Origin of the sequence: Pseudobutyrivibrio xylanivorans DSM 14809 (assembly GCF_900141825.1) — a bacterium.
GTDB lineage: Bacteria > Bacillota > Clostridia > Lachnospirales > Lachnospiraceae > Pseudobutyrivibrio > Pseudobutyrivibrio xylanivorans.
Genome location: NZ_FQYQ01000001.1, coordinates 222,588 through 243,181 on the forward strand (window position 1 = coordinate 222,588; position 20,594 = coordinate 243,181).

Genomic DNA, 20,594 nt, shown 5'->3' on the forward strand with positions numbered 1-20,594 from the left:
GAGGTAAGGTTAAATGGTTTTATTAGAAAAATATGAAGCATTAAAGAACTACTTCAAGGAGCTGGGCTCTGTGGCAATCGCATTTTCCAGCGGAGTAGATTCTACATTTTTGCTTTTTACAGCTCATGAGGCACTTGGCGATAATGTAATAGCAGTGACAGCTTCATCATGCTCATTTCCAAAGCGTGAATTGAATGAAGCTAAGGATTACTGCAAATCTATTGGTGTAAGACATTTTATTGTGGAATCAGAGGAGCTTGAGATAGAGGGCTTTTCTCACAATCCACCAAATAGATGCTATCTGTGCAAGCATGAGCTTTTTACAAAGATTTTTGATTTGGCAAAGAAAGAGGGCATCGCATATGTAGCTGAGGGCTCAAATCTTGATGACAACGGAGATTACAGACCAGGTCTTCAGGCTGTTAAGGAGCTTGGTGCAAAAAGTCCTCTCAGGGAGGTAGGGTTTACAAAGCAGGAAATCAGAGAGCTTTCAGCTCATTTTGGATTGCCTACTGCAAACAAGCAGTCTTTCGCCTGCCTTTCAAGCCGCTTCCCATATGGAGAGACCATTACAGAAAAGAAGCTTGGTATGGTTGATAAGGCAGAGCAGCTTCTTTTAGATATGGGATTTAATCAGTTTAGAGTCCGTATACATGGGGAAAATGTGGCACGTATAGAATTGCAGCCTAAGGATTTCGAAAGAATGCTTGATGAAGAATTACGTCTGCGTATTTATGATACTTTCAAGGATTATGGTTTTGCGTACGTTGCGCTGGATTTACGCGGTTATCGTACTGGTAGTATGAACGAGACACTTAATATATAATATTACTAGAATGTTTTACCATAGGAGGGTTTATGGATTACAGTCGGTACGTAAAAAAAGATTTTGAAGGAATAAGCGCATTTAGTTTATCAATGGGAGCAAAGGCAAGAAGCTACAATGCACATTGGCATTCCCATGGGGAAATAATACTTGTCGCGTCGGGTGAAAATAATGTATTTAAGGTAAATCGGGACACATATCACCTTTCACCAGGAGATTTTGTACTTGTATGGCCACGAGAAATGCACGAGGTAATTGATGCTGATTTGGAAAATACAATGATTATCAGATTTAGCAATGCCTTTGTTAATTCTTTGTTTGATCTGCAAAGAATTATGCATTTTTACAGAAATCTACATGTAATCTGTATTAATACACATCGTGAGCTGGTGGCAAATCTCACGGCTATTGCCTATAGAATGAAGGATTACTTTCTTTCTGATGTTCCAGACAAGGAGCTTAGATGTTGCATGCTTCTCATGCAGTTTATGCTTACCCTTGATGAGCATAAAAATGAGTTTGTACCTGAATTGGACGAATTAGAAAAGAATGGCTTCACAGATGATATTTATCGCAGAATGATAGTTGTTACTGATTATATTAAACATAATCTTACAGCAGATGACCTATCTCAAGCTAATATGGCAAAGATGGCTGGAATAAGTAAGGACTATTTCTCGAGAGTTTTTAAGACTACTACTGGAATGAATTACAGCAAATGGCTGAATATGATCAGGCTTGAAAAGGCAACGGAGCTGCTTGCCACTGACAATCGCCCTCTTACAGAGATAGCTATGCTTTCAGGATTCCAAAGTATCCCTAGCTTTAACAGGGTTTTTAGGGCTGAAAAGGGCATGTCACCAGGAGAGTATCGAAGCCTGTTTGAGAAAAGTAATAAACATTTTGCAAAATATGATAATCTTCATGTCAAAAATCGATAGGTATATAATCTCATTTAGCAATATAATTTAGTTGACGACATAAAGATTGCATTTAATCTTTATTCTGAATATTTATCACCACATTACGTGAAAGAAGCTTGGTTCAGCCCCAAGCTTCTTTTGCTATTTTAGGACAAAATTTGATAAATTCCATCGTAATTAAAGAGGAGGTTTGGGTTAGCCCCAAACCTCCTCAGCTATTTCTTTTACTAATTTAAGTTTTGACCACTGTTCTTCTTCAGTAAGCTTGTTTCCGATTTCACAGGAAGCAAAGCCACACTGAGGGCTCAAATATAATCTATCAAGAGAAATATATTTTGCTGCTTCGTGAATACGTTTTTTGATTGTTTCCTTGTCTTCAAGCTTTGGTGACTTAGTAGTGATAAGACCAAGGACAATCTTCTTGTCAGGTGATACCTTTTGAAGTGGAGCAAAACCACCAGAGCGGGCATCATCATATTCAAGGAATAAAGCATCCACATTTTCCTTCGCAAAAACGTAGTCAGCCACGGAATCATAAGGACCACTTGTGAAGAAGGTAGAGTGGTAGTTGCCTCGGCAAATGTGAGAGGTGATTACCATGTCAGCTGGCTTATTCTCTAGTGCAAGATTGTTGACCAAAAGGAGCTGACTCTTTACCTCCTCGATGTCAATTCCAAGAGAGGCATATCTTTGCTTTGCAGCATCGCCTACAATAGCGCCCCAGGTGCAGTCATCAAACTGAAGATTGCGGCAGCCTGCCTCATAAAACTGCTTAATAATATCCTGGTATGCCTTGCCTATATCACTTATCAGCTCTTCGTTAGTCTCATAAAATTTTCTTGTAGTTTCATAATTTTGAGGAATAATCATCTGCTGGAAGGTCTGGGCAGGAGCGGGGATTGTGTATTTGGCAACTGTGTTTTCATCCTCAAACTGCTTTAGGAATTTGAAATATTCCACAAAAGGATGAGGCTTTGCCTTGATTTTTCCCACAAGGTAGGTGTCATCTAAAAGGGCAAGCTCCCCATTAAAGCTCACTCCACCACCATTATTTTCATGGGCAACACCCTCAAGTCCCCACATGAAATCAAGGTGCCAGAAGCTTCTTCTGAATTCTCCATCTGTGATTACGTGAAAACCAAGCTCCTTCTGCTTGGCAACAACCTTTTCAATCTCCTTGTTTACCACATGATTATAGGCAGATTCTGCAATCTTTCCCTCAAGAAAATTAGCCTTGGCATCTTTAAGAGCCTGAGGTCTAAGAAAGCTTCCCACAAAATCATATCTGTAAGGTGTCTGTACTGTGCTCATTATTATGTCTCCCTTCAAAAAGTCGCGTGTGTATGTTGAAATGGATTATATGCCTAGTGAGTAAATAGGTAAAATACGAAAAATAGGGGTAACGTCATAGATAAAATCTATAATAAAGGATATAATTAGAAAAAATCTATGTTAACAGGAGAGGGAAAATGACTCTAAAACAGCTTAGATACGCCGTCACCGTAGCAGATACAGGAAATATTACAGAGGCAGCGAAGAAGCTTTTTATAGCTCAGCCAAGTCTTACGGCTGCCATCAGAGAGCTTGAAAATGAATACAATATCACTATTTTTACACGCTCAAATAAGGGAATAGAGGTGACACCAGATGGGGATGAATTCCTAGGCTACGCCCGTCAGGTTCTTGAACAGACAAATCTTATAGATGAAAGATATACAGGTAAAAGCACAGGAAAGCAACGCTTTTGTGTGTCTGCGCAGCATTATTCCTTTGCTGTGGAGGCATTTGTGGAGCTTCTGAAAAAATATGGTGGGGAAAAGTACGAATTTCATATGAGGGAGTCACAGACCTACGACATTATTGATGATGTGGCACATCTTAGAAGTGAGATAGGTGTGCTTTATTTAAACAGCTTTAATGAGACCGTAATCAGAAAAACGCTCAGGGATAACAATCTTACCTTCACTACACTATTTAAGGCCAAGCCACATGTGTTTATCGGAAAAAACAGTCCTCTGGCAAATAAAAAATCTATCACATTAGATGATTTAAAGCCATATCCAAGACTTTCCTATGAACAGGGTAGTCACAATTCCTTTTATTTTTCCGAGGAGATATTAAGTACGGTGGATTGTGACAAGGAGATTATAGTAAAGGATAGAGCCACTCTATTTAACATGCTTATAGGTCTTGATGGCTACACCATCTGTAGCGGAGTAATCAGTGAGGAACTTAATGGACCAAGCATCATAGCAAGGCCACTGAAGGTGGATGACTATATGGAAATAGGCTATATACTTCCAAGCGGAATCAATATATCACAGCTTGCAGATAGTTATATTTCCTTGCTAAAGAATTTGACATAATCCAAAATCTGTCCCCTATTATATATTAATAATTGTGTCTTTTTTAGACCCCAGAAATAAAGTACTATCTATAGCAATATCCCGGCCGGATTTTATCGTATATACGAATTGAATTATTACTAATCTTTGGAGGATAATGCAATGAGTGAAAGTACTACAGAAAGATATGAGCTGAATAAACAGTTGGCACAGATGCTTAAGGGCGGTGTAATCATGGATGTTACAAATGCTGCTCAGGCAAGGATTGCAGAACAGGCAGGAGCTTGTGCAGTCATGGCACTTGAGAGAATACCAGCAGATATAAGAGCTGTCGGTGGAGTAGCCAGAATGAGTGACCCAAGGCTTATAAAGGAAATTCAGGACGCTGTCTCTATTCCTGTTATGGCGAAGTGCCGAATCGGACATTTTGCAGAGGCTGATATTCTTGAGGCATTGGAGATTGATTATATTGATGAAAGTGAAGTACTTTCACCTGCAGATAATATATATCATATAGAAAAGAAGAACTATAAGGTTCCTTTTGTTTGCGGTGCAAAGGATTTAGGAGAAGCACTAAGACGAATTGCAGAAGGCGCTTCGATGATTAGAACTAAGGGCGAGCCAGGCACGGGAGATGTAGTGCAGGCTGTAAGCCACATGCGTCTCATCAATTCTCAGATTAGAGAGGTGGTATCAAAAAGAGAGGACGAGCTTTATGAGGCAGCAAAGCATCTAGCTGTGCCATACGAGCTTGTAAAATATGTTCATGAAAACGGAAAGCTTCCAGTTGTTAATTTTGCAGCAGGTGGTGTAGCCACTCCAGCAGATGCAGCACTTATGATGAAGCTTGGCGCTGAGGGTGTGTTTGTAGGCTCTGGTATTTTCAAGTCTGGAGATCCTGTAAAGAGAGCTACAGCAATTGTTCAGGCGGTAGCCAATTTTAATGATTCAAAGCTTTTGGCTGAGCTTTCAGAGGATTTGGGTGAAGCCATGGTGGGAATCAATGAAAGTGAGATTCAGCTTTTAATGTCAAAGCGTGGAGCTTAAAAAGGAGGCATATTATGGGAGAAAAACCTCTTACAATAGGTGTCCTCGCTTTGCAGGGGGCATTTATAGAGCATATAAATGTTTTAAAAAGCTTAGGTGCTGATGTTTACGAGATTAGACAAAAATCAGATTTAAAGGCAAGACACTATGATGGCCTGGTTTTGCCAGGAGGAGAAAGCACCACTCAAAGTAATCTTCTAAAGAAGGTGGGATTGTTTGATGAGATACAAAGACTGATAGAGGAAGGTATGCCAGTGCTGGCAACCTGTGCTGGTGCTATCCTTCTTTCGGAAAATGTGGTTGGAGGTGAGAGGCATCTGGCTACTCTTCCTGTCACCATAAAAAGAAATGCCTATGGCAGACAATTGGGGAGCTTTATCACATCAGGTTCATTTGGCACCATTGAAAATGTACCTATGAATTTTATCAGAGCGCCATATTTTGAAAGCGTAAATGATCCAGAGGTAAAGATCCTCTCTAAGATAGATGACAAAATAGTGGCTGTTCAATATAAGAATCAGCTTGCAATGTCTTTCCATCCAGAGGTGTCTGAGGACAAAAGAATTCACAAGTATTTCCTGGGGATTTGACAAACGGCAGGAAAGCAAATATTATATAGCTACCTAGTTAGTCGATAGGAGAATAAAGCAGATGCTAGTCATCTGCTTTTGCTATGCAATAAGGTAGTAGAGGATTATTAATGAAAGAAATATCATATAAAGAATTATCAGATTTACAGGAAGGCAGCTACATCCTTGTAGATATCCGAAACGAAGGCAGCCTGAAATATGGCATGATACCAGATGCCGTTAGCATTACACATGAGCTGTTTGAAACTGATTTAGATGGTGTTATGGCTCGTTTAGATAAAGCAAAGCAGGTTGTTTTGTATTGCACCAGAGGTCAGATTTCGGTGGAGGATGCTGAAATCCTTTGCGACAATGGCTTTGATGCGGTCAGCCTAAAGGGTGGCTATAATAGCTATCTTTCCGCACTTATGGAGCAGCAGGATGCAGAAGGCGAAGCTGAGCTTCACGCTCAGACTGCTGAAATAGAGAAGAGTATTAGAAAGAAATTTCATAAGACATTGTTTTCTCCTTTTGCCAGAGCTTGTAAGGAATATGAACTTATCAAAGAGGGAGATCACATCTGCGTTTGTATTTCCGGTGGTAAGGATTCCATGCTTATGGCAAAGCTGTTTCAGGAAATACAGCGTCATCAGAAGGTAAACTTCGAGCTTACATTCCTTGTTATGGATCCTGGCTACAGCGCTGTAAACCGCCAGCTTATTGAGAGCAACGCAAAGCTTATGGGAATCCCTATTGTCATTTACGAGAGTGATATTTTTGATGCTGTAGATACAGTAGAAAAGAATCCTTGCTATCTCTGTGCAAGAATGAGACGTGGTCATTTGTATTCAAAGGCAAAGGAGCTTGGATGTAACAAGATTGCATTGGGACACCACTATGATGATGTTATAGAGACTATCCTCATGGGTATGCTTTACGGTGCTCAGGTGCAGACGATGATGCCAAAGCTTCATTCTACCAATTTCGAGGGTATGGAGCTCATTCGTCCACTTTATCTTGTGCGTCAGGATGATATCATCGCTTGGCAGCGTTACAATGGACTACACTTTTTACAGTGTGCATGTCATTTCACAGAGACCTGTGACAGCTGTTCGGTGGATGGCACCAGCGCCTCAAAGCGTCTTGAGACAAGAAATCTCATTGCAGAGCTCAAAAAGACTAATCCGTATGTGGAGTCAAATATCTTCCGCAGCGTGGAAAATGTAAATCTGGCTACAGTAATTGCTTACAAGCAGGATGGTGTGAAGCATCATTTCCTTGATACCTATGATGAGTAATAAATAGATAAGAAAAAAGATTGATTAAGGTCTAGCTACTTTTGGCTAGGCCTTTATTTTTTCATAACATTTTGAAAAAAGAATAGAGCAAAATAGATAAAAATTAACATTGAAAATTAAAATATTTTAACAAACATTGTATAATAAGATGTATTTTTAACATGCAATGTTGAAAAATTGTATAAAATAGGTTATAAAATTGACTTAAGAAATATATATATAAAATAGTTTAGTTAATGCTAAACTAAAAGTAGAAGGGGGAACAAATGAAGAAAATGAAAAAAGCCGTGGCATTGGGATTATCTATTGCTATGGCTACTTCAGGCGCGCAGCTAACTGGCCTAGGGGCAATGAAGGCAGAGGCTGCTTCAAACATTTCAAGAGTGTCAGTACATGATCCATCTATTTTTGCAGAAGATGGCAAATACTATGTATTTGGCTCACATATTGCCACAGCGTCTTCGGATGATTTAGTCAACTGGACACAGGTTTCAAGAGATTATCAGGATGTTAGCGGCAATGTAATTTATGGAAATTTAAGAGAAAATCTTGCAGAGTCATTTAAGTGGGCAGGATATGACGACGGCGACTGTGCCGGTGGAAATTATGCAGTTTGGGCTCCAGATGTAATCTACAATCCAGATTATGTTTGGGAAGATGGAAGCAAGGGAGCGTACATGCTTTATTACAGTGCTTCATCTACATGGCGCCGTTCTTGCATTGGCTATATGGTATCGAAGAGCTATGATGGTGGATACCAGTATGGTGGAACAGTAGTATATTCAGGCTTCACAAACACAGGAAGTGTAAATTACGATGGTAATAGCAAGAGAGATACAACCTATACTAATGACTATTTACCTTTTAATGATTTAATTGCAGATGGTGTAATTGATGGGGATGTATCCACATGGAAATGCTTTAATAAGGACGGTAGCTGGAACAATAATTATGCTCCAAATGCCATTGACCCAACTCTTTTCTTTGATGCCACAGGTGAGCATTTATATATGGTATATGGCTCATGGTCAGGTGGATTATTTATCCTGGAGCTTGATAAGACAACAGGTGAAGCAATCTATCCTGGAACAGATGGAGTAGAGGAAACAAGTGGTAATTATGTGGATAGATATTTTGGTGTTCATATTGCAGGTGGAAATCACCAGTCTGGCGAGGGTCCATACATTGAATACGATAAGAATACCGGCTATTACTACATGTACGAAACATATGGTGGACTTACAACAACTGGCGGATATAACATGCGTCTCTTCCGCTCTAAAAATGTTTTTGGTCCATATGTTGATCCAGCTGGAAATGAGGCCGGTGGAAGTGGTGTAAATTGCTATAAATATGGCGTAAAGCTGATTGGTAATTATCAGTTCTATGGACAGCCTGGTTATAGAGCAGCCGGTCATAACTCAGCAATGATTACCGATGATGGAAAGTATTATCTTTTCTATCATCAGAGATTTTTAGATTCATACCGTGGTGAAGGACATGAGGTTAGAGTTAGACAGCAGTTCTTAAATGAAGATGACTGGCTCGTAACAGCAGTATACGAAAATCGTAATGAGCAGATTCAGAAGTATACAAAGGACGATGTAGTAGGAAGCTATGAGTTTGTAAATCATGGAAATGCTGAAAAGGATGGCAGCATGATTTCTACTGAATCAGTTATTTTAAATGAAGATGGTACTATTTCAGGTGACAAAACAGGCTCTTGGACAATGGCAGATGCTGCTGATTATACATATGTAACATTAAATATAGGTGATGCTACTTATAAGGGCGTTTTCTTTGAGCAGTCAAATGATAATGATGAAAAGACAATGACCTTTACAGCAATTGGAAATAATAATCTGGCTGTGTGGGGAAGCAAATTTGAAGAGTCAGAAGACCTGGTGGTTGGCAAGGTTATCGATCAGCTGGCAGGAATGCTTCCAGATACAACAAGAGAGAACCTCTCTCTTCCAAAGACTCTTTCAGGTGCAACAATCACATGGAACTCAGACACACCATCTGTATTATCAAACGAGGGTGTAGTATCAGTTCCATCAGTAGATACAAAGGTAAAGCTTACAGCAACAATTACTTGCGGTGCCGAGTCTAGGACTGCAGAGTATGAGATAATGGTATACGATGGCCCAAATATTATTGCAGGATATGATTTTGAAAATGTAGATGGGACAAGTGTTTCAGCTACTGGTGCCTCAGTAGTAGGTGGAAATGCAACATTAATGGGAACAGCTTCTGTAATCAATGATGAGACTAGAGGGGAGGTTCTGAAAGTTGAGAATAGTGAAGGGAATAAGCAGGTTAATTATTTATCTTTGCCAAATGATCTATTCAAGGATATTGATAAGTCTGGCTATACTGTAAGCATGTGGGTAAATATTGATGCTTCTACCTGGGAGCACAGTGCTCTTTTTGAAGCAGATATGGTTTCAGGTGGTGCAGCTACAGGCAATTATCCTATGACAAGAATCGGTGCTAATCTGATAGGAAGAATCAATGCAAATGATTATTCTGACGCGGTTCCAGGAGTTGCCTATGGAGAATTAACAGGTAAATGGCAGCTGGTAACATATACAGTGGATACAAAGGGTATCAAGGTTTATTTAAATGGTAACCAGATTGTATACGACAAGAAGGATATCTCTAATTGCTTCAGTGGCAAAAATGCAGCAATTCAGAATGCTAATCATATAATGGTTGGTGCAGGTGATATTTGGTCAGATGAGGATTGTAGAAATGCTTTATTTGATGATGTTCGTATATACGATACTGCACTGACAGCATCTGAGATAAGTAGTCTTTATGATGCAACATATATGGATAATAAAGAAGATGAGCCAAAAGAGCCAGAGCATAAGGTTAAGCCTATAGCAGAGGAGGAGCCTGATGTTGAGGGAATGACAAAGCTTTATATTAGACTAGAGGACGATGAGTTCTATGAGGAAGCAAATGTATATGCTGTAGACGCTGATGGAAATCCAGTAGGTTTTGGTGAGGAACCAGGAAAAGCAATGGTTCACATAGGAAATGGCTGGTATTCAGTAAACGTTCCAAATGAACTTTTAGCCTCAGAGGCTGATGAAGAAAAAATAGATTCTGAGAGTGAGGAAACAAAGTCTGAGGAAATTCCAACAGAGGAAACAATTCTTGATAAAGTGGAAGAGGTTCTTGAGGAATTAGTAGATGAAATAAAATCAGCATTCTCACCAATTGAGGTAAAAGCGGCTGAGTCCAATATTTTTGCAGATGGAGTGACATTAAGTGTTAATAATGGAAAGGGCTACAGTATAGCCGATGCAAATTCATTATTTATAAAGTTAAGGCCAAGTGCCGAAGAGCTTAAACAGGAAGAATCAGAGGAACCGGCAGAAGTACCAGTGGAGGAACCTGCACATTCTGAGCCAGCTCCAGTACCACAGCCTGCAGCAGGCAATCAGACTGCTCAGCCAGCACCATCTAATCAGAGCAGCTCATCTAATCAGAGCAGCTCATCAAGCTCAAATAGCGCATCTACCGCAGTGTCAGCTCAGCCTGCAGCTAATAATACAGTTACAACAGTTGCAGAAGCTCAGGTGCCATTAGCAGGTGACACTAAGATTGCTAGTAACAAGGCAAACAAGGTAACTAAGACTAAAGCAACAAAGGCAACAACAGATACAACCGAAGAAAAACTCTCAGAAGAAGCAAACACAGAAGAGACAGAAGAAAATGATACTGCTGAAAACACAGAGGAAGCTTCAGTGGCTTCCGGGGAGTCAGAAAAGTCAGTAACAGAGGAAGCTATTGAGGATGAGGAGGTAGCAAAAGCTGCCCTTGAAGAGGAGATAAACTCAAATGGTTTTGGAATTGTCCCTATAGTAATAATAATCTTAATAGCCTTCGGTGGTGCTACGACAGCTTACTTACTTAGAAAAAATAAATAATCCCTCATGGAATAAGGCACAGGTCGTTTGACCTGTGCCATTCCTGCTTTATTTCACTAATTCTCTAATAGTTTTCCAGTCTATACATCTGTGATAGTTATCATTTGGAAGTTCTGTATTGCGGTTCCATGGGCGGTCAAATACCATTACCTTTAAAGCTGGTAAATGATCAAAAAATTTGAACGCAAGAGGTGAATCCTCTATAGCATAATCAAAGTGCATCTTATAATACTCTTCCAGCTTTAAGCTAAATTCACTGTCTTTAATAAAGCTGTCACGTCCATATTTATCGAGACAGTAGAGCTTTACTCGCTGAAGATTATGTTCGTCAAGCCACTGACGTGAAGCCTCATAGGCGCTGTATGGCCTGCCTGTGATTATAGATACATTATGGCCTTCATCTAGCCACCTATTAATTGTTTCAGAAGCACCGGGTGTCTCATCGTAAGTTAATAGTACTTCAGGAGTATGAGCCTTTATCATCATTTCCTGATACTGCTCCTCAGTTAATGAAAAAGATTTTTGTAAGTTGAAAAATTGTATATTCTCGTAAGGTATATCCTTATCAAACATTTCCTTTACAAGCCCTGAAAAGTGAAGGGCAGTCTCACAAAGACAATCGTCAAAATCTACGTAAATATTCATGTGCGTTCTCCATTTATCAGTTTAATAGCATCACAATGATACCATAACATTCCATAGCTATAAACTCATTTTATAGCCGGCTCTAATTTTCTTTAGTAACTAGGAGTATTGACTTATATTCGGCTGTCACATATAATTCCTATCAACCTAGTAAGTGAGTAGGAAATAAAAAATACTTACAAAAATAATTTGAAAGGAACAGACTAAATGAGAACAACAATTTCTACAGCTATGATGAATACTTGTATGTGTAAGGCCTGCTGTCAGACTTCTATTTGTTGTACTTGTAAAACAGTCTGTATGAATAAAACTAAAAAAAGATTTAGGCAAAAGCAATAGGTTTTAAAATATCGTATATACGAATTAAATTTTTTAAGAAGACTTAAGACCAAAGCTTTTAGCTAAGGACCTTAAGTCTTTTTTGGTGTCATAGCCGCTGGAAAGGCATAGGCGAGGCATCGCTGAAGTTGGTGGTTCGAATCCATCTGGCACCAGTGAGGGTGAAAGGAGAGAATATGGCAGAAGTTAAAGAAGTAACTGAAAATCAACTGGCAAAAATCAAAGATTACATCGAGTCCATAAAATATGGCTCCGTAAACATCATCATTCAGGATGGCAAAATCATCCAGATAGACAAAAGTGAAAAAATAAGGCTATAAAGAAAAGATTTAGAACTGACTAGACAACTAGAGGTTCAGGAACACGGTTTCATTCGCTGTGCTCTTGAGCCTCTTTTTTTCTATAAAAAAACAAAAAAGAAACAAAAAGGAGAAAAAAAGAACATGGGAAAGTTATTCACATCAGAATCAGTAACAGAGGGACATCCAGACAAAATTGCAGACCAAATTTCTGATGCAATCCTTGATGAGCTACTTGCTCAGGATCCATATTCTAGAGTCGCTGCTGAGACAACAGTAGCAACAGGACTAGCTCTTGTTGTAGGAGAGATTACAACAAAGGCTTATGTGGACATTGCAAAGGTTGCCAAGGAAACAATCAGAGAGATTGGTTATGTAAATAACGTTGATGGATATAATGCAGATTCAATTGCAGTACTTACATCAATTGATGAGCAGTCAGCAGATATTGCACTTGGAGTTGATAAGGCATTTGAATCAAAACAGGAAGGAGTGACGGAAGATTTTGGAACAGGAGCAGGTGACCAGGGAATCATTTTTGGATACGCGACAGATGAGACACCAGAATATTTACCACCAGCTATTTCGTTTGCTCATCGTCTTACTAGACAACTTACAAAGGTTCGAAAGGATGGAACACTTCCATACCTTAGACCAGATGGAAAATCACAGGTAACTGTGGAATTTGCAGAGGATGGACAGACTGTAAAGAGAGTACATACCATCGTAATTTCAACACAGCATGCAGAGGATGTAACTCTTGAGCAGATTCGTAAAGACGTAATTGAATACGTCATAAAGCCGGTAATTCCAGAAGAACTCCTAGACGAAAACACCATATATTATGTAAATCCAACTGGAAGATTTGTTATCGGTGGTCCACAGGGAGATGCAGGACTGACAGGACGTAAGATTATCGTGGATACCTATGGTGGCACAGGTCGTCACGGCGGCGGTGCTTTCTCAGGAAAGGATCCAACAAAGGTTGACCGTTCTGCAGCCTACGCAGCTCGCTGGGTAGCAAAGAATCTTGTGGCTGCAGGATTAGCAAAGAGACTTGAAGTAGAGCTTGCATACGCAATCGGAGTAGCAAGGCCAGTATCAATTGCCGTAGACACATTTGGAACAGGAGTGATTGATGATGAAAAAATTGTTGAAATTATTGAAAGAGTATTTGATCTCAGACCAGCAGCAATCATCGATGCCCTTAATCTTCGTAGGCCAATCTACAAGCAGACTGCTGCTTATGGACATTTCGGCAGGACCGATGTGGACTTACCTTGGGAGCATTTAGATAAGGTGGAGGAGATAAAGAGCTACCTTAATGAGATAAAAGTTGATTTGGCTGTTCAGTATATTTCTGAGGCTAAGGAAGCAGTACAAGTATAAGGAAGGTATAAGGAAAAATGGCAGAGAAAATCGGAAAACATATCGCTATCTATGGCAAGGGTGGAATTGGAAAATCTACAACAACATCAAATATTAGTGCAGCACTTGCAGAGGCTGGATATAGAGTAATTCAGATTGGATGCGATCCAAAGAGTGATTCAACAAACACACTTAGAGGAAATAACTACCTTCCAACTGTTCTTGATAGCTTAAGAGAAGGTAACAAAATCCATTTGGATGATATTTCTGTAAAGGGATTTGGCGGAGTACTTTGTATTGAATCTGGTGGACCAGTTCCTGGTGTAGGCTGTGCAGGACGAGGAATCAATGCAGCTGTAAATCTTCTTCAGGAGCTTAATCTTTTTGAAGAGTTCAAGCCAGACTACGTTCTTTATGATGTACTTGGCGACGTTGTATGTGGAGGTTTTGCAGTTCCAATCAGAGATGGAATTACAGACAGAGCTTATGTTGTATCATCATCAGATTTCATGGCTTTATATGCAGCCAACAATCTTTTCAAGGCCATTAACAAGTACGCACCTACAGGTGGTGCAAAGCTTGGTGGTGTTATTGCAAATAGTATGAAGCCTGGATACCATCGTGAAATCGTAGAGGATTTTGTAGCAAAGACTGGTACAAGCATTGCAGGATACGTAAATCGTTCTATCGATGTACAGCAGTCAGAGCTTTATGGTAAGACTGTTATTGAGGCAAAGCCAAATAGTGCTCAGGCTGACATTTATAGAAATCTTGCAAAATATATTGCAGAAAATGAGAATCTTGTGGTTCCAAATCCACTTGGCTCTGCTGAGCTTAGAGACTGGGCAAGAAACTGGGGAGATCGTATTTACGATATTGAAAGCGGAGTGGTAGGCGTCGCAGAAGCAATTTAGTACCCCAGAAAGGAGAACGGGAAGTATGAGTTCTATAGATGATAGAAAAGCATTAACAAGAGAAAAACGTCTTAGCTCTCTTAGTCATTTTCATGGAACACTGGAAGGACTGATTGATGAAACCTCTGGAGAAGAGATAAAGCAGAGAATCAGAACCTTCTCACAGATACATGATGATGAAACTATCTATGCATTTGATGTTCTTTCAAAGATTGAGGATGCTGCGATTATAGTAAATGGCTCAGTGGGATGTGGTGCTCTTGGAATATCTCAGTCTAATGTAAAGGACTTTAGCTGGTACTCTACAAATCTTGTTGAGAGGGACACAATACTTGGCGGTGATGATAAGCTTAGAGAAGCTATTTTAAGAGCCTACGAAGAGAAGCATCCAAAGGTGATATTAATTATTGGAACACCGGTTGTAGCCATAAATAATGATGATATTAATTCGGTTATTTTGGAGCTTGAGGATGAGATAGGTATTCCTATTATCAGCATTTATACAGATGGTTTTAAGACCAAGACTCCAGTCACAGGTTACGATATCGTGACACACAGCTTGTTAAAATATCTGATTTCTAAAAATGTTGAGCTTAAGGATAACTTCATTAATATAATTTCATTTTCGGAAGACATCGAAGACGTGGCAGCTATAGCCGAAATTTTCCATGAGCTTGATATTAAATTCCAGGTGATTCCTAGATTCTCAAGCGTAGATGAAATCAGAAGAGCATCAAGAGCGAGAGCCTCAGTTGTTCTTAATCCAGAAGAGGGAGACTATCTGGCAAGAGAGCTTGAGGAGCTTTATGAGATACCTTATATAGAGACAGAAGCTCCAATAGGATTTAGAGGAACAAAGAATTTTCTACTCAAGATTGCAGCATTCTTAAATATAGAACAGGAAGTTGTTGATTATATCGAGAAGGTAGAGTCTGAGCTTGCTCAGGCAGTTGTAAAGGATGTGCTTGGAGATAGAAAAATCTTCATAGACGCATCACTTAGCAGGGTGCCGGCATATGCAAGATTATTCACTAATTTAGGTGGAGAAGTGGTAGGTTTTTCATCACCATTTGTGGATTTAGAGAATAGGAAGCAGCTTAAAAGACTGGATTTTCTACAGAAAAACACAGTTGCAATCATTGGAAATGGCCAGCAGTTTGAAAAGGCAAATGAATTATCAAAAAATCAGATAGATATTTTCTTCAGTGAAAATTCAGGAAGTTCATTTGCTACGGATGAGGGTGCTGTAGTTATTTCTACAAAGAATAAGGTAACTTACGGCTTTAAGGGAGTTGAAGTTATTGTAAATTCAATTAGGAAGGTAATTGGGTTCCAAAATAAATACAGACAGAATAGCAGTTATAAGGATAGCTGGAAGAAACGAAGTGGAAACTGGTATGTAAAGCAGGAGGTAAGTTAGATGGCAAATATTATTAAGAATCCAAGAAATGGATGTGCCCTTCATGGAGCTTTACAGACAGTTCAGGAAATTCAGGGAGTAGTTCCTGTGGTTCATGCCAATGCAAGCTGTGGAGTAATCAATTATTTGGCCAATTCCAAAACATCGGGTGGAAATCCAAGATTTTCCGGCTATTCAACACCAGGAACAGCAGCTCAGGAACGTCATGTTATTTTCGGTGGAGCGTCACGACTTAGAGAGCAGATTAAAAACACAGTAAAGGTTGTTGATGGTTCTCTTTATATAATCCTCAATAGCTGTGAGTCAGCTATGGTAGGTGATGACGTAGATGCCATGACAAGAGAGATTGTTGAACAAGGCGAGCCAGTTGTAGATACATTGATAGCTGGATTTAACGGTAGTGCTTATTACGGATATGAACATGTGTTAGCTGACATTTTCAAATCATTTTATGAGCTTAAAAAGAATGAAGGTGAAAAGAATCCACGTCTTGTAAATATATTCGGAATTATTCCCCAGAAGGATCCCTATTGGCAGGGGAATCTTGAGGAGATAACAAGAATTCTAAATGGTGTTGGATTGGAAACAAATATCTTCTTTGGTGCTGATGGGGGCACTGAGGATATAGAAAATGCAAGGAACGCTGCTCTTTCAATTACATTTGGAAGATGGGGGGAACTACCTGCAAAGGTATTGAATGAAAAATTTGAGATTCCAGTAATTCAAAGGGCAGCATTACCTATAAATGCTGATGATGAGAGAGCACTTATTGAAGGAATTGAAGAGTATATCACTATCGATCAGGAGACAAAAGAGCACTTTTTAGAGAAGGAACAGAAATACGAGCTAAATTACTGGTCGAGAGTCAGAGATGAAATTATTGAGAATGATCTTGGAAGAACTGTAGCTATTGTTGGCGAAGAGGAGCATGTAATCAGATTAGGGAAGCTGGTTCAGGAGGTTTTTGGCGCAGAGGTAGTTGCAGCGGTATTAACAGATGCATTGAAAAAGGATGAAGAACATACTTTGGATAATGAAGAAGTTCTTAATTCTATAGCAAAGAACATTTATAAGACATCTGACCAGAAGGACATCAACGATATTATCAGACAGTCAAAGGCAGAATTGGTTATTGGAAGTTCTTTAGAACAGCATGTTGCTGATAAACATGGTATTCCACTTGTGGAAGCATCATATCCTGTTTATCACAAAACAATTCTTAATCATTCATCCATAGGTGTGCGAGGTATAGTTGGGGTTATTGCTGAATATATAACAGCAGTTAAGCAGGCTGATAAAGAAAAAGAAGAAAAACTCCAGAACAAGCTGAAGGAGTTAAAGGGACAAAATGTCTGGCAGGAGCATTCTTATAAGAAGAGTCACAACGTGAAGCAGGTCGGTCTGGTTTCACAGGGTGCAGTTAGAGAATCTATTTAAACACGGTTAATTAAAAAGGAGGATTATTATGTCTAGGGCTATTACTAGAGAGGAATTATTTAAAGAGATTGAGTTGAGCAACATTATTGCAAATGAAGGTATATATATTTCACCAGAAGTAATCAGCACACTTGATTTTGAAAATCATGTTCAGGAGCAGATGAGAACATGCTTTGATATGAATCATGAGACTTACACAAAAACAAAGCTGCCTACTTCTATTCGTCTATCAAGTAACTTTAGATTAGGACTTCCTTATAGACATAATTCAAGATTTTCTGTTCAGCATGAAAATGGAAAGTATTATCTTTTAGAGGGAAACAATCAGATTGATGAAGTTACTTTTGTGGAAAAGCCAAAATTCTACAATCATAAAACTTCTGATGGTGTAGATATGAAGACCATCGCTAACGAGGTTGGTAAGACAAAGGTAACAGTTGCCTACAGTAACGAATGTGCTCTCAAGGATAAGGGACTTGACTGCAAATTCTGTAACATCAACGCAACTAAGAGCAGATTTGCGGATTTACAGGGAATCTCTTGGAAGACACCATATCAGATTGCAGAAACATACGCAAAGGCAAGAGAAGAGGGATATGAATCTATCACTATTACAGGTGGATTTGTTCCAGAGCGTCGTGAAGTAGAATACTATATTGATGTGGCTGAGACTATTCAGGATTTAACAGGTCTTCAGGACTTTGGTGGAACAGCCTGCGTAGGTGCACCTAGTGATCTTTCAGTAATCGAAAAATATAAGGAAGCAGGCTATAGGGCTATTTCTACTAACCTTGAGGTATGGGACGAGAACTTCTTCAAGACAATCTGCCCTGGTAAGGAACAGATTTGTGGTGGAAGACAGAATTGGATTAACGCTCTTAAGCATGAGGTTGAAGTATTCGGTAAAGGAAATGTTCGCTCATTTTTTGTTGCAGGTATTGAACCAAAATCTACACTTCTTGAAGGTATTGAATATCTTACAGAGCTCGGTATAGTGGCAATACCACTTCATTGGATTCCAAATCCAGGTTCTGCACTTGAAGGACATAGAGCTCCAACTCCAGAGTGGTATTTGGATTTATATCAGAAGACATATACATTGCTTAAGAAGAATGGTCTTACTCATAGAGATTTGTATCATTCAGCAAACGTTGAGAATTCAATCTTTGATTACTTCTATGATTTAGATGGTGATCATCTTGATATTCCAAAGCACGAGGCTGACAGAGTTCACTTTGTTGGAGAAGATAGCACAGTAGATAATAGAGAAGAAGAATTAATAGAGAAAACAGCATAAGGCTGACCAGAAAACTGGAGGCTTCCTCAAAAAGAGGGAGCCTCTTTGCTTTGTAGGAGGAAAATATGAAAAAGAATTACATAAAGAAATTTTTGGCTATAACAGCAGCATTATCTATGACCGTAGGATTTGTAGGTTGTGGAAATGAAGGGGCTGATACTATAGAGGCTGGTTCAAAATTAAAGTCGGATGAGGAAACGAAAGTAGAAATCGATCCTGAAAATTTCAATATTGATGATGTAGGAGAATTTACTATCAGAGTAGGTGTGAATTCTGGTGACGGAAATCAATATCTAAAGATTTTAGATAATCACACAGGCTATCTGAAGGATAGAGGTATTAATCTTGAAACTACAGAGTTTGCAGCTGGTATTAATACAATTGATGCCATTACTACAGATCAATTAGATGTAGGTCTTTTTGCAGATTATGCAGGTGTAAATAGAATTGGTAATACCTTAGCAGATACACAGCTTAGAGCTTTTGCCACCATCAGAAAATCTAATGCATATAACCTTTATGTAAATCCAGATACTATTAAGGAGCCAAAGGATTTGGAAGGGCATACAGCAATCTCAATGGCAGGTGTTGTATTTGAATATGATTATGGAAAATTATTCGAAACCTATGATATTGATAAGTCAAAGGTAGAATTAGTAAACGTATCAAGTACACAGGAGGCAATTGCATTAGCTGCTACAAACGGAGCAGACAGCTATTGGGTAAATGATCAGATTGCTCCTAAGTTTGAAGAGGTTGGTTGGAAGCCTCTTGTAAATATTTCTGATGTTGACGCAACTATGTATACATTCTTAGTAGCAAACAATTCATATTTGGAGGAGCACAAGGCAGAGGTTGCAAAGTTTTTAAAGGTTAGTGACGAAGCCTTTGATTATATTGATGAGAACCTTGATGAGTTTGCAGGCTGGGTTCAGGCTGATATAGGTCTTGATAAAGATTTGGTTATAAGAGGCTGGAAGGAAGCTACACATAATTACACATTCCCACAGGATGCTTATGAAGATCTGCTCAAGGTTGAAGACTGGTGTTATAAGAATGGTAATTTCCCAACAGAATACGATTTTACTGATTACATTAACACAGATGCCTTGGCTTTGGTTTCACCAGACGAGGTAACCTGGCAGGCAAAATAGGAGGTCCCTATGAAGAATATTACGAGAAAAATTATTAAAAGCGGAATCATTTCCTGGGCGGTACTATTTGTGATTTGGGGAATAGTGTCACTGTTTTACGCAGAATCATTTTTTCCAAGTCCAGTAGAGACTTTTGTAGGTTTTAAAGAAATCGTGCTAAATGGAAAGCTTTGGGAGGATATAAGTATTAGTGTTCAGCGTGTGCTTTTAGGCTGGAGTAGAGCACTACTAATTGGAATTCCTGTGGGACTGCTGATTGGTAGATTCAGAATTGTGAACTGGTTTATAGAGCCATTTATAAATTTCTTCAGATTTGTACCAGCTATTGGTTTTTTGACTCTCTTTCTGATGTGGTTTGGTGTAGGTGAAGAATCAAAACTGATTTTGATTACTTATGCATCTATTTTTCCAATCATTATAAACACAATAGCTGGTGTAAATACTATCAATCCAGTGAAGTATCAGGCAGCAGAGTCACTTGGAGCAAACAGATTTCAGTCCTTTATCACTGTAACTGTTCCAGGAGCAGTACCTAGTATTTTGACAGGCGCAAGACTTGGTCTTAGTACAGCCATTATTTCCATTGTAGGAGCTGAAATGCTGGCAGCTAATAGTGGACTTGGTTATCTGGTTTATACATCACGACTTTATTACAGAACTGATTGGATTTTTGTAGGAATCGTAACTCTTGGTGTTTTAGGATTTTTTGCTGATAAATTTCTTAGATTCGTAGCAAAAAAATCACTTAAGCATTATGGCGTTACAGGATAGG

The 20,594-nt window shown here is 39.1% G+C and carries 17 protein-coding genes and 1 tRNA gene; 16 read left to right on the forward strand and 2 right to left on the reverse strand.

Annotation, left to right across the window (positions count from 1 at the left end; genetic code table 11):
• Positions 1–13: 13 nt before the first annotated feature.
• Positions 14–826 carry an ATP-dependent sacrificial sulfur transferase LarE gene (larE, locus tag BUA88_RS00985; RefSeq protein ID WP_072911162.1) on the forward strand — a complete coding sequence of 271 codons (813 nt, stop codon included), beginning with the start codon at positions 14–16 and terminating at the stop codon, positions 824–826.
• A 32-nt stretch (positions 827–858) separates the two neighbouring features.
• Positions 859–1,767 (forward strand): AraC family transcriptional regulator, encoded by a 909-nt coding sequence (locus BUA88_RS00990; protein ID WP_072911165.1) that lies wholly within the window; start codon positions 859–861, stop codon positions 1,765–1,767.
• A gap of 177 nt (positions 1,768–1,944) precedes the next feature.
• On the opposite strand, the gene BUA88_RS00995 is transcribed toward BUA88_RS00990, so the two are convergent.
• On the reverse strand, positions 1,945–3,060 hold the full coding sequence (locus BUA88_RS00995; protein ID WP_072911167.1) for a 5-methyltetrahydropteroyltriglutamate--homocysteine S-methyltransferase: 1,116 nt from the start codon (positions 3,058–3,060) through the stop codon (positions 1,945–1,947).
• A 158-nt stretch (positions 3,061–3,218) separates the two neighbouring features.
• Between BUA88_RS00995 and BUA88_RS01000 the strand changes: the two genes are divergently transcribed.
• From BUA88_RS01000 to BUA88_RS15970, 5 genes are all read left to right on the forward strand, one after another.
• On the forward strand, positions 3,219–4,115 hold the full coding sequence (locus BUA88_RS01000; protein ID WP_072911169.1) for a LysR family transcriptional regulator: 897 nt from the start codon (positions 3,219–3,221) through the stop codon (positions 4,113–4,115).
• A 141-nt stretch (positions 4,116–4,256) separates the two neighbouring features.
• Positions 4,257–5,141: a pyridoxal 5'-phosphate synthase lyase subunit PdxS gene (gene pdxS, locus BUA88_RS01005; RefSeq protein ID WP_072911172.1), complete on the forward strand. Its 885-nt coding sequence runs from the start codon at positions 4,257–4,259 to the stop codon at positions 5,139–5,141.
• 14 nt (positions 5,142–5,155) lie between these two features.
• Positions 5,156–5,731 carry a pyridoxal 5'-phosphate synthase glutaminase subunit PdxT gene (pdxT, locus tag BUA88_RS01010; RefSeq protein WP_072911175.1) on the forward strand — a complete coding sequence of 192 codons (576 nt, stop codon included), beginning with the start codon at positions 5,156–5,158 and terminating at the stop codon, positions 5,729–5,731.
• A gap of 110 nt (positions 5,732–5,841) precedes the next feature.
• A complete protein-coding gene (locus tag BUA88_RS01015) occupies positions 5,842–7,008 on the forward strand; it encodes a PP-loop family protein (protein WP_072911178.1) in 1,167 nt (388 codons plus the stop codon).
• Between the two features lie 266 nt (positions 7,009–7,274).
• Complete coding sequence (locus tag BUA88_RS15970) at positions 7,275–10,949, forward strand: lipocalin-like domain-containing protein (protein ID WP_072911181.1); 3,675 nt, start codon at positions 7,275–7,277, stop codon at positions 10,947–10,949.
• A 48-nt stretch (positions 10,950–10,997) separates the two neighbouring features.
• Here BUA88_RS15970 and BUA88_RS01025 read toward each other — a convergent pair whose 3' ends face one another.
• Entirely contained in the window at positions 10,998–11,594 is a 597-nt protein-coding gene (locus BUA88_RS01025) for a 5' nucleotidase, NT5C type (RefSeq protein WP_072911184.1), read from the reverse strand.
• A 423-nt stretch (positions 11,595–12,017) separates the two neighbouring features.
• Here BUA88_RS01025 and BUA88_RS01030 point away from each other — a divergent pair.
• From BUA88_RS01030 to BUA88_RS01070, 9 genes are all read left to right on the forward strand, one after another.
• Positions 12,018–12,088: transfer RNA gene (locus BUA88_RS01030), tRNA-OTHER, on the forward strand.
• 21 nt (positions 12,089–12,109) lie between these two features.
• Positions 12,110–12,253, forward strand: coding sequence for a YezD family protein (locus BUA88_RS01035; RefSeq protein WP_036951617.1), 144 nt, complete (start codon positions 12,110–12,112; stop codon positions 12,251–12,253).
• A 123-nt stretch (positions 12,254–12,376) separates the two neighbouring features.
• Positions 12,377–13,621, forward strand: a complete 1,245-nt coding sequence (gene metK / locus BUA88_RS01040; RefSeq protein ID WP_072911187.1) for a methionine adenosyltransferase — start codon at positions 12,377–12,379, stop codon at positions 13,619–13,621.
• A gap of 17 nt (positions 13,622–13,638) precedes the next feature.
• On the forward strand, positions 13,639–14,514 hold the full coding sequence (locus BUA88_RS01045; protein WP_028246431.1) for a nucleotide-binding protein: 876 nt from the start codon (positions 13,639–13,641) through the stop codon (positions 14,512–14,514).
• A 25-nt stretch (positions 14,515–14,539) separates the two neighbouring features.
• The gene (locus BUA88_RS01050) at positions 14,540–15,934 is read left to right on the forward strand and encodes a nitrogenase component 1 (RefSeq protein WP_072911190.1); all 1,395 of its coding nucleotides are present in this window, start codon (positions 14,540–14,542) and stop codon (positions 15,932–15,934) included.
• On the forward strand, positions 15,935–17,371 hold the full coding sequence (locus BUA88_RS01055; RefSeq protein WP_072911193.1) for a nitrogenase component 1: 1,437 nt from the start codon (positions 15,935–15,937) through the stop codon (positions 17,369–17,371).
• 28 nt (positions 17,372–17,399) lie between these two features.
• Positions 17,400–18,668 carry a radical SAM protein gene (locus tag BUA88_RS01060; RefSeq protein WP_072911196.1) on the forward strand — a complete coding sequence of 423 codons (1,269 nt, stop codon included), beginning with the start codon at positions 17,400–17,402 and terminating at the stop codon, positions 18,666–18,668.
• A gap of 65 nt (positions 18,669–18,733) precedes the next feature.
• Entirely contained in the window at positions 18,734–19,822 is a 1,089-nt protein-coding gene (locus BUA88_RS01065) for an ABC transporter substrate-binding protein (protein ID WP_072911199.1), read from the forward strand.
• A 9-nt stretch (positions 19,823–19,831) separates the two neighbouring features.
• On the forward strand, positions 19,832–20,593 hold the full coding sequence (locus BUA88_RS01070) for an ABC transporter permease (RefSeq protein ID WP_028246435.1): 762 nt from the start codon (positions 19,832–19,834) through the stop codon (positions 20,591–20,593).
• Position 20,594: the final 1 nt, after the last annotated feature.

What these genes read in the sequence shown, in the direction of transcription:
- larE (WP_072911162.1), top strand. Translation starts at nt 14, where the DNA reads ATGGTTTTATTAGAAAAATATGAAGCATTAAAGAACTACTTCAAGGAG.
- BUA88_RS00990 (WP_072911165.1), top strand. Translation starts at nt 859, where the DNA reads ATGGATTACAGTCGGTACGTAAAAAAAGATTTTGAAGGAATAAGCGCA.
- BUA88_RS00995 (WP_072911167.1), bottom strand. Translation starts at nt 3,060, where the DNA reads ATGAGCACAGTACAGACACCTTACAGATATGATTTTGTGGGAAGCTTT.
- BUA88_RS01000 (WP_072911169.1), top strand. Translation starts at nt 3,219, where the DNA reads ATGACTCTAAAACAGCTTAGATACGCCGTCACCGTAGCAGATACAGGA.
- pdxS (WP_072911172.1), top strand. Translation starts at nt 4,257, where the DNA reads ATGAGTGAAAGTACTACAGAAAGATATGAGCTGAATAAACAGTTGGCA.
- pdxT (WP_072911175.1), top strand. Translation starts at nt 5,156, where the DNA reads ATGGGAGAAAAACCTCTTACAATAGGTGTCCTCGCTTTGCAGGGGGCA.
- BUA88_RS01015 (WP_072911178.1), top strand. Translation starts at nt 5,842, where the DNA reads ATGAAAGAAATATCATATAAAGAATTATCAGATTTACAGGAAGGCAGC.
- BUA88_RS15970 (WP_072911181.1), top strand. Translation starts at nt 7,275, where the DNA reads ATGAAGAAAATGAAAAAAGCCGTGGCATTGGGATTATCTATTGCTATG.
- BUA88_RS01025 (WP_072911184.1), bottom strand. Translation starts at nt 11,594, where the DNA reads ATGAATATTTACGTAGATTTTGACGATTGTCTTTGTGAGACTGCCCTT.
- BUA88_RS01035 (WP_036951617.1), top strand. Translation starts at nt 12,110, where the DNA reads ATGGCAGAAGTTAAAGAAGTAACTGAAAATCAACTGGCAAAAATCAAA.
- metK (WP_072911187.1), top strand. Translation starts at nt 12,377, where the DNA reads ATGGGAAAGTTATTCACATCAGAATCAGTAACAGAGGGACATCCAGAC.
- BUA88_RS01045 (WP_028246431.1), top strand. Translation starts at nt 13,639, where the DNA reads ATGGCAGAGAAAATCGGAAAACATATCGCTATCTATGGCAAGGGTGGA.
- BUA88_RS01050 (WP_072911190.1), top strand. Translation starts at nt 14,540, where the DNA reads ATGAGTTCTATAGATGATAGAAAAGCATTAACAAGAGAAAAACGTCTT.
- BUA88_RS01055 (WP_072911193.1), top strand. Translation starts at nt 15,935, where the DNA reads ATGGCAAATATTATTAAGAATCCAAGAAATGGATGTGCCCTTCATGGA.
- BUA88_RS01060 (WP_072911196.1), top strand. Translation starts at nt 17,400, where the DNA reads ATGTCTAGGGCTATTACTAGAGAGGAATTATTTAAAGAGATTGAGTTG.
- BUA88_RS01065 (WP_072911199.1), top strand. Translation starts at nt 18,734, where the DNA reads ATGAAAAAGAATTACATAAAGAAATTTTTGGCTATAACAGCAGCATTA.
- BUA88_RS01070 (WP_028246435.1), top strand. Translation starts at nt 19,832, where the DNA reads ATGAAGAATATTACGAGAAAAATTATTAAAAGCGGAATCATTTCCTGG.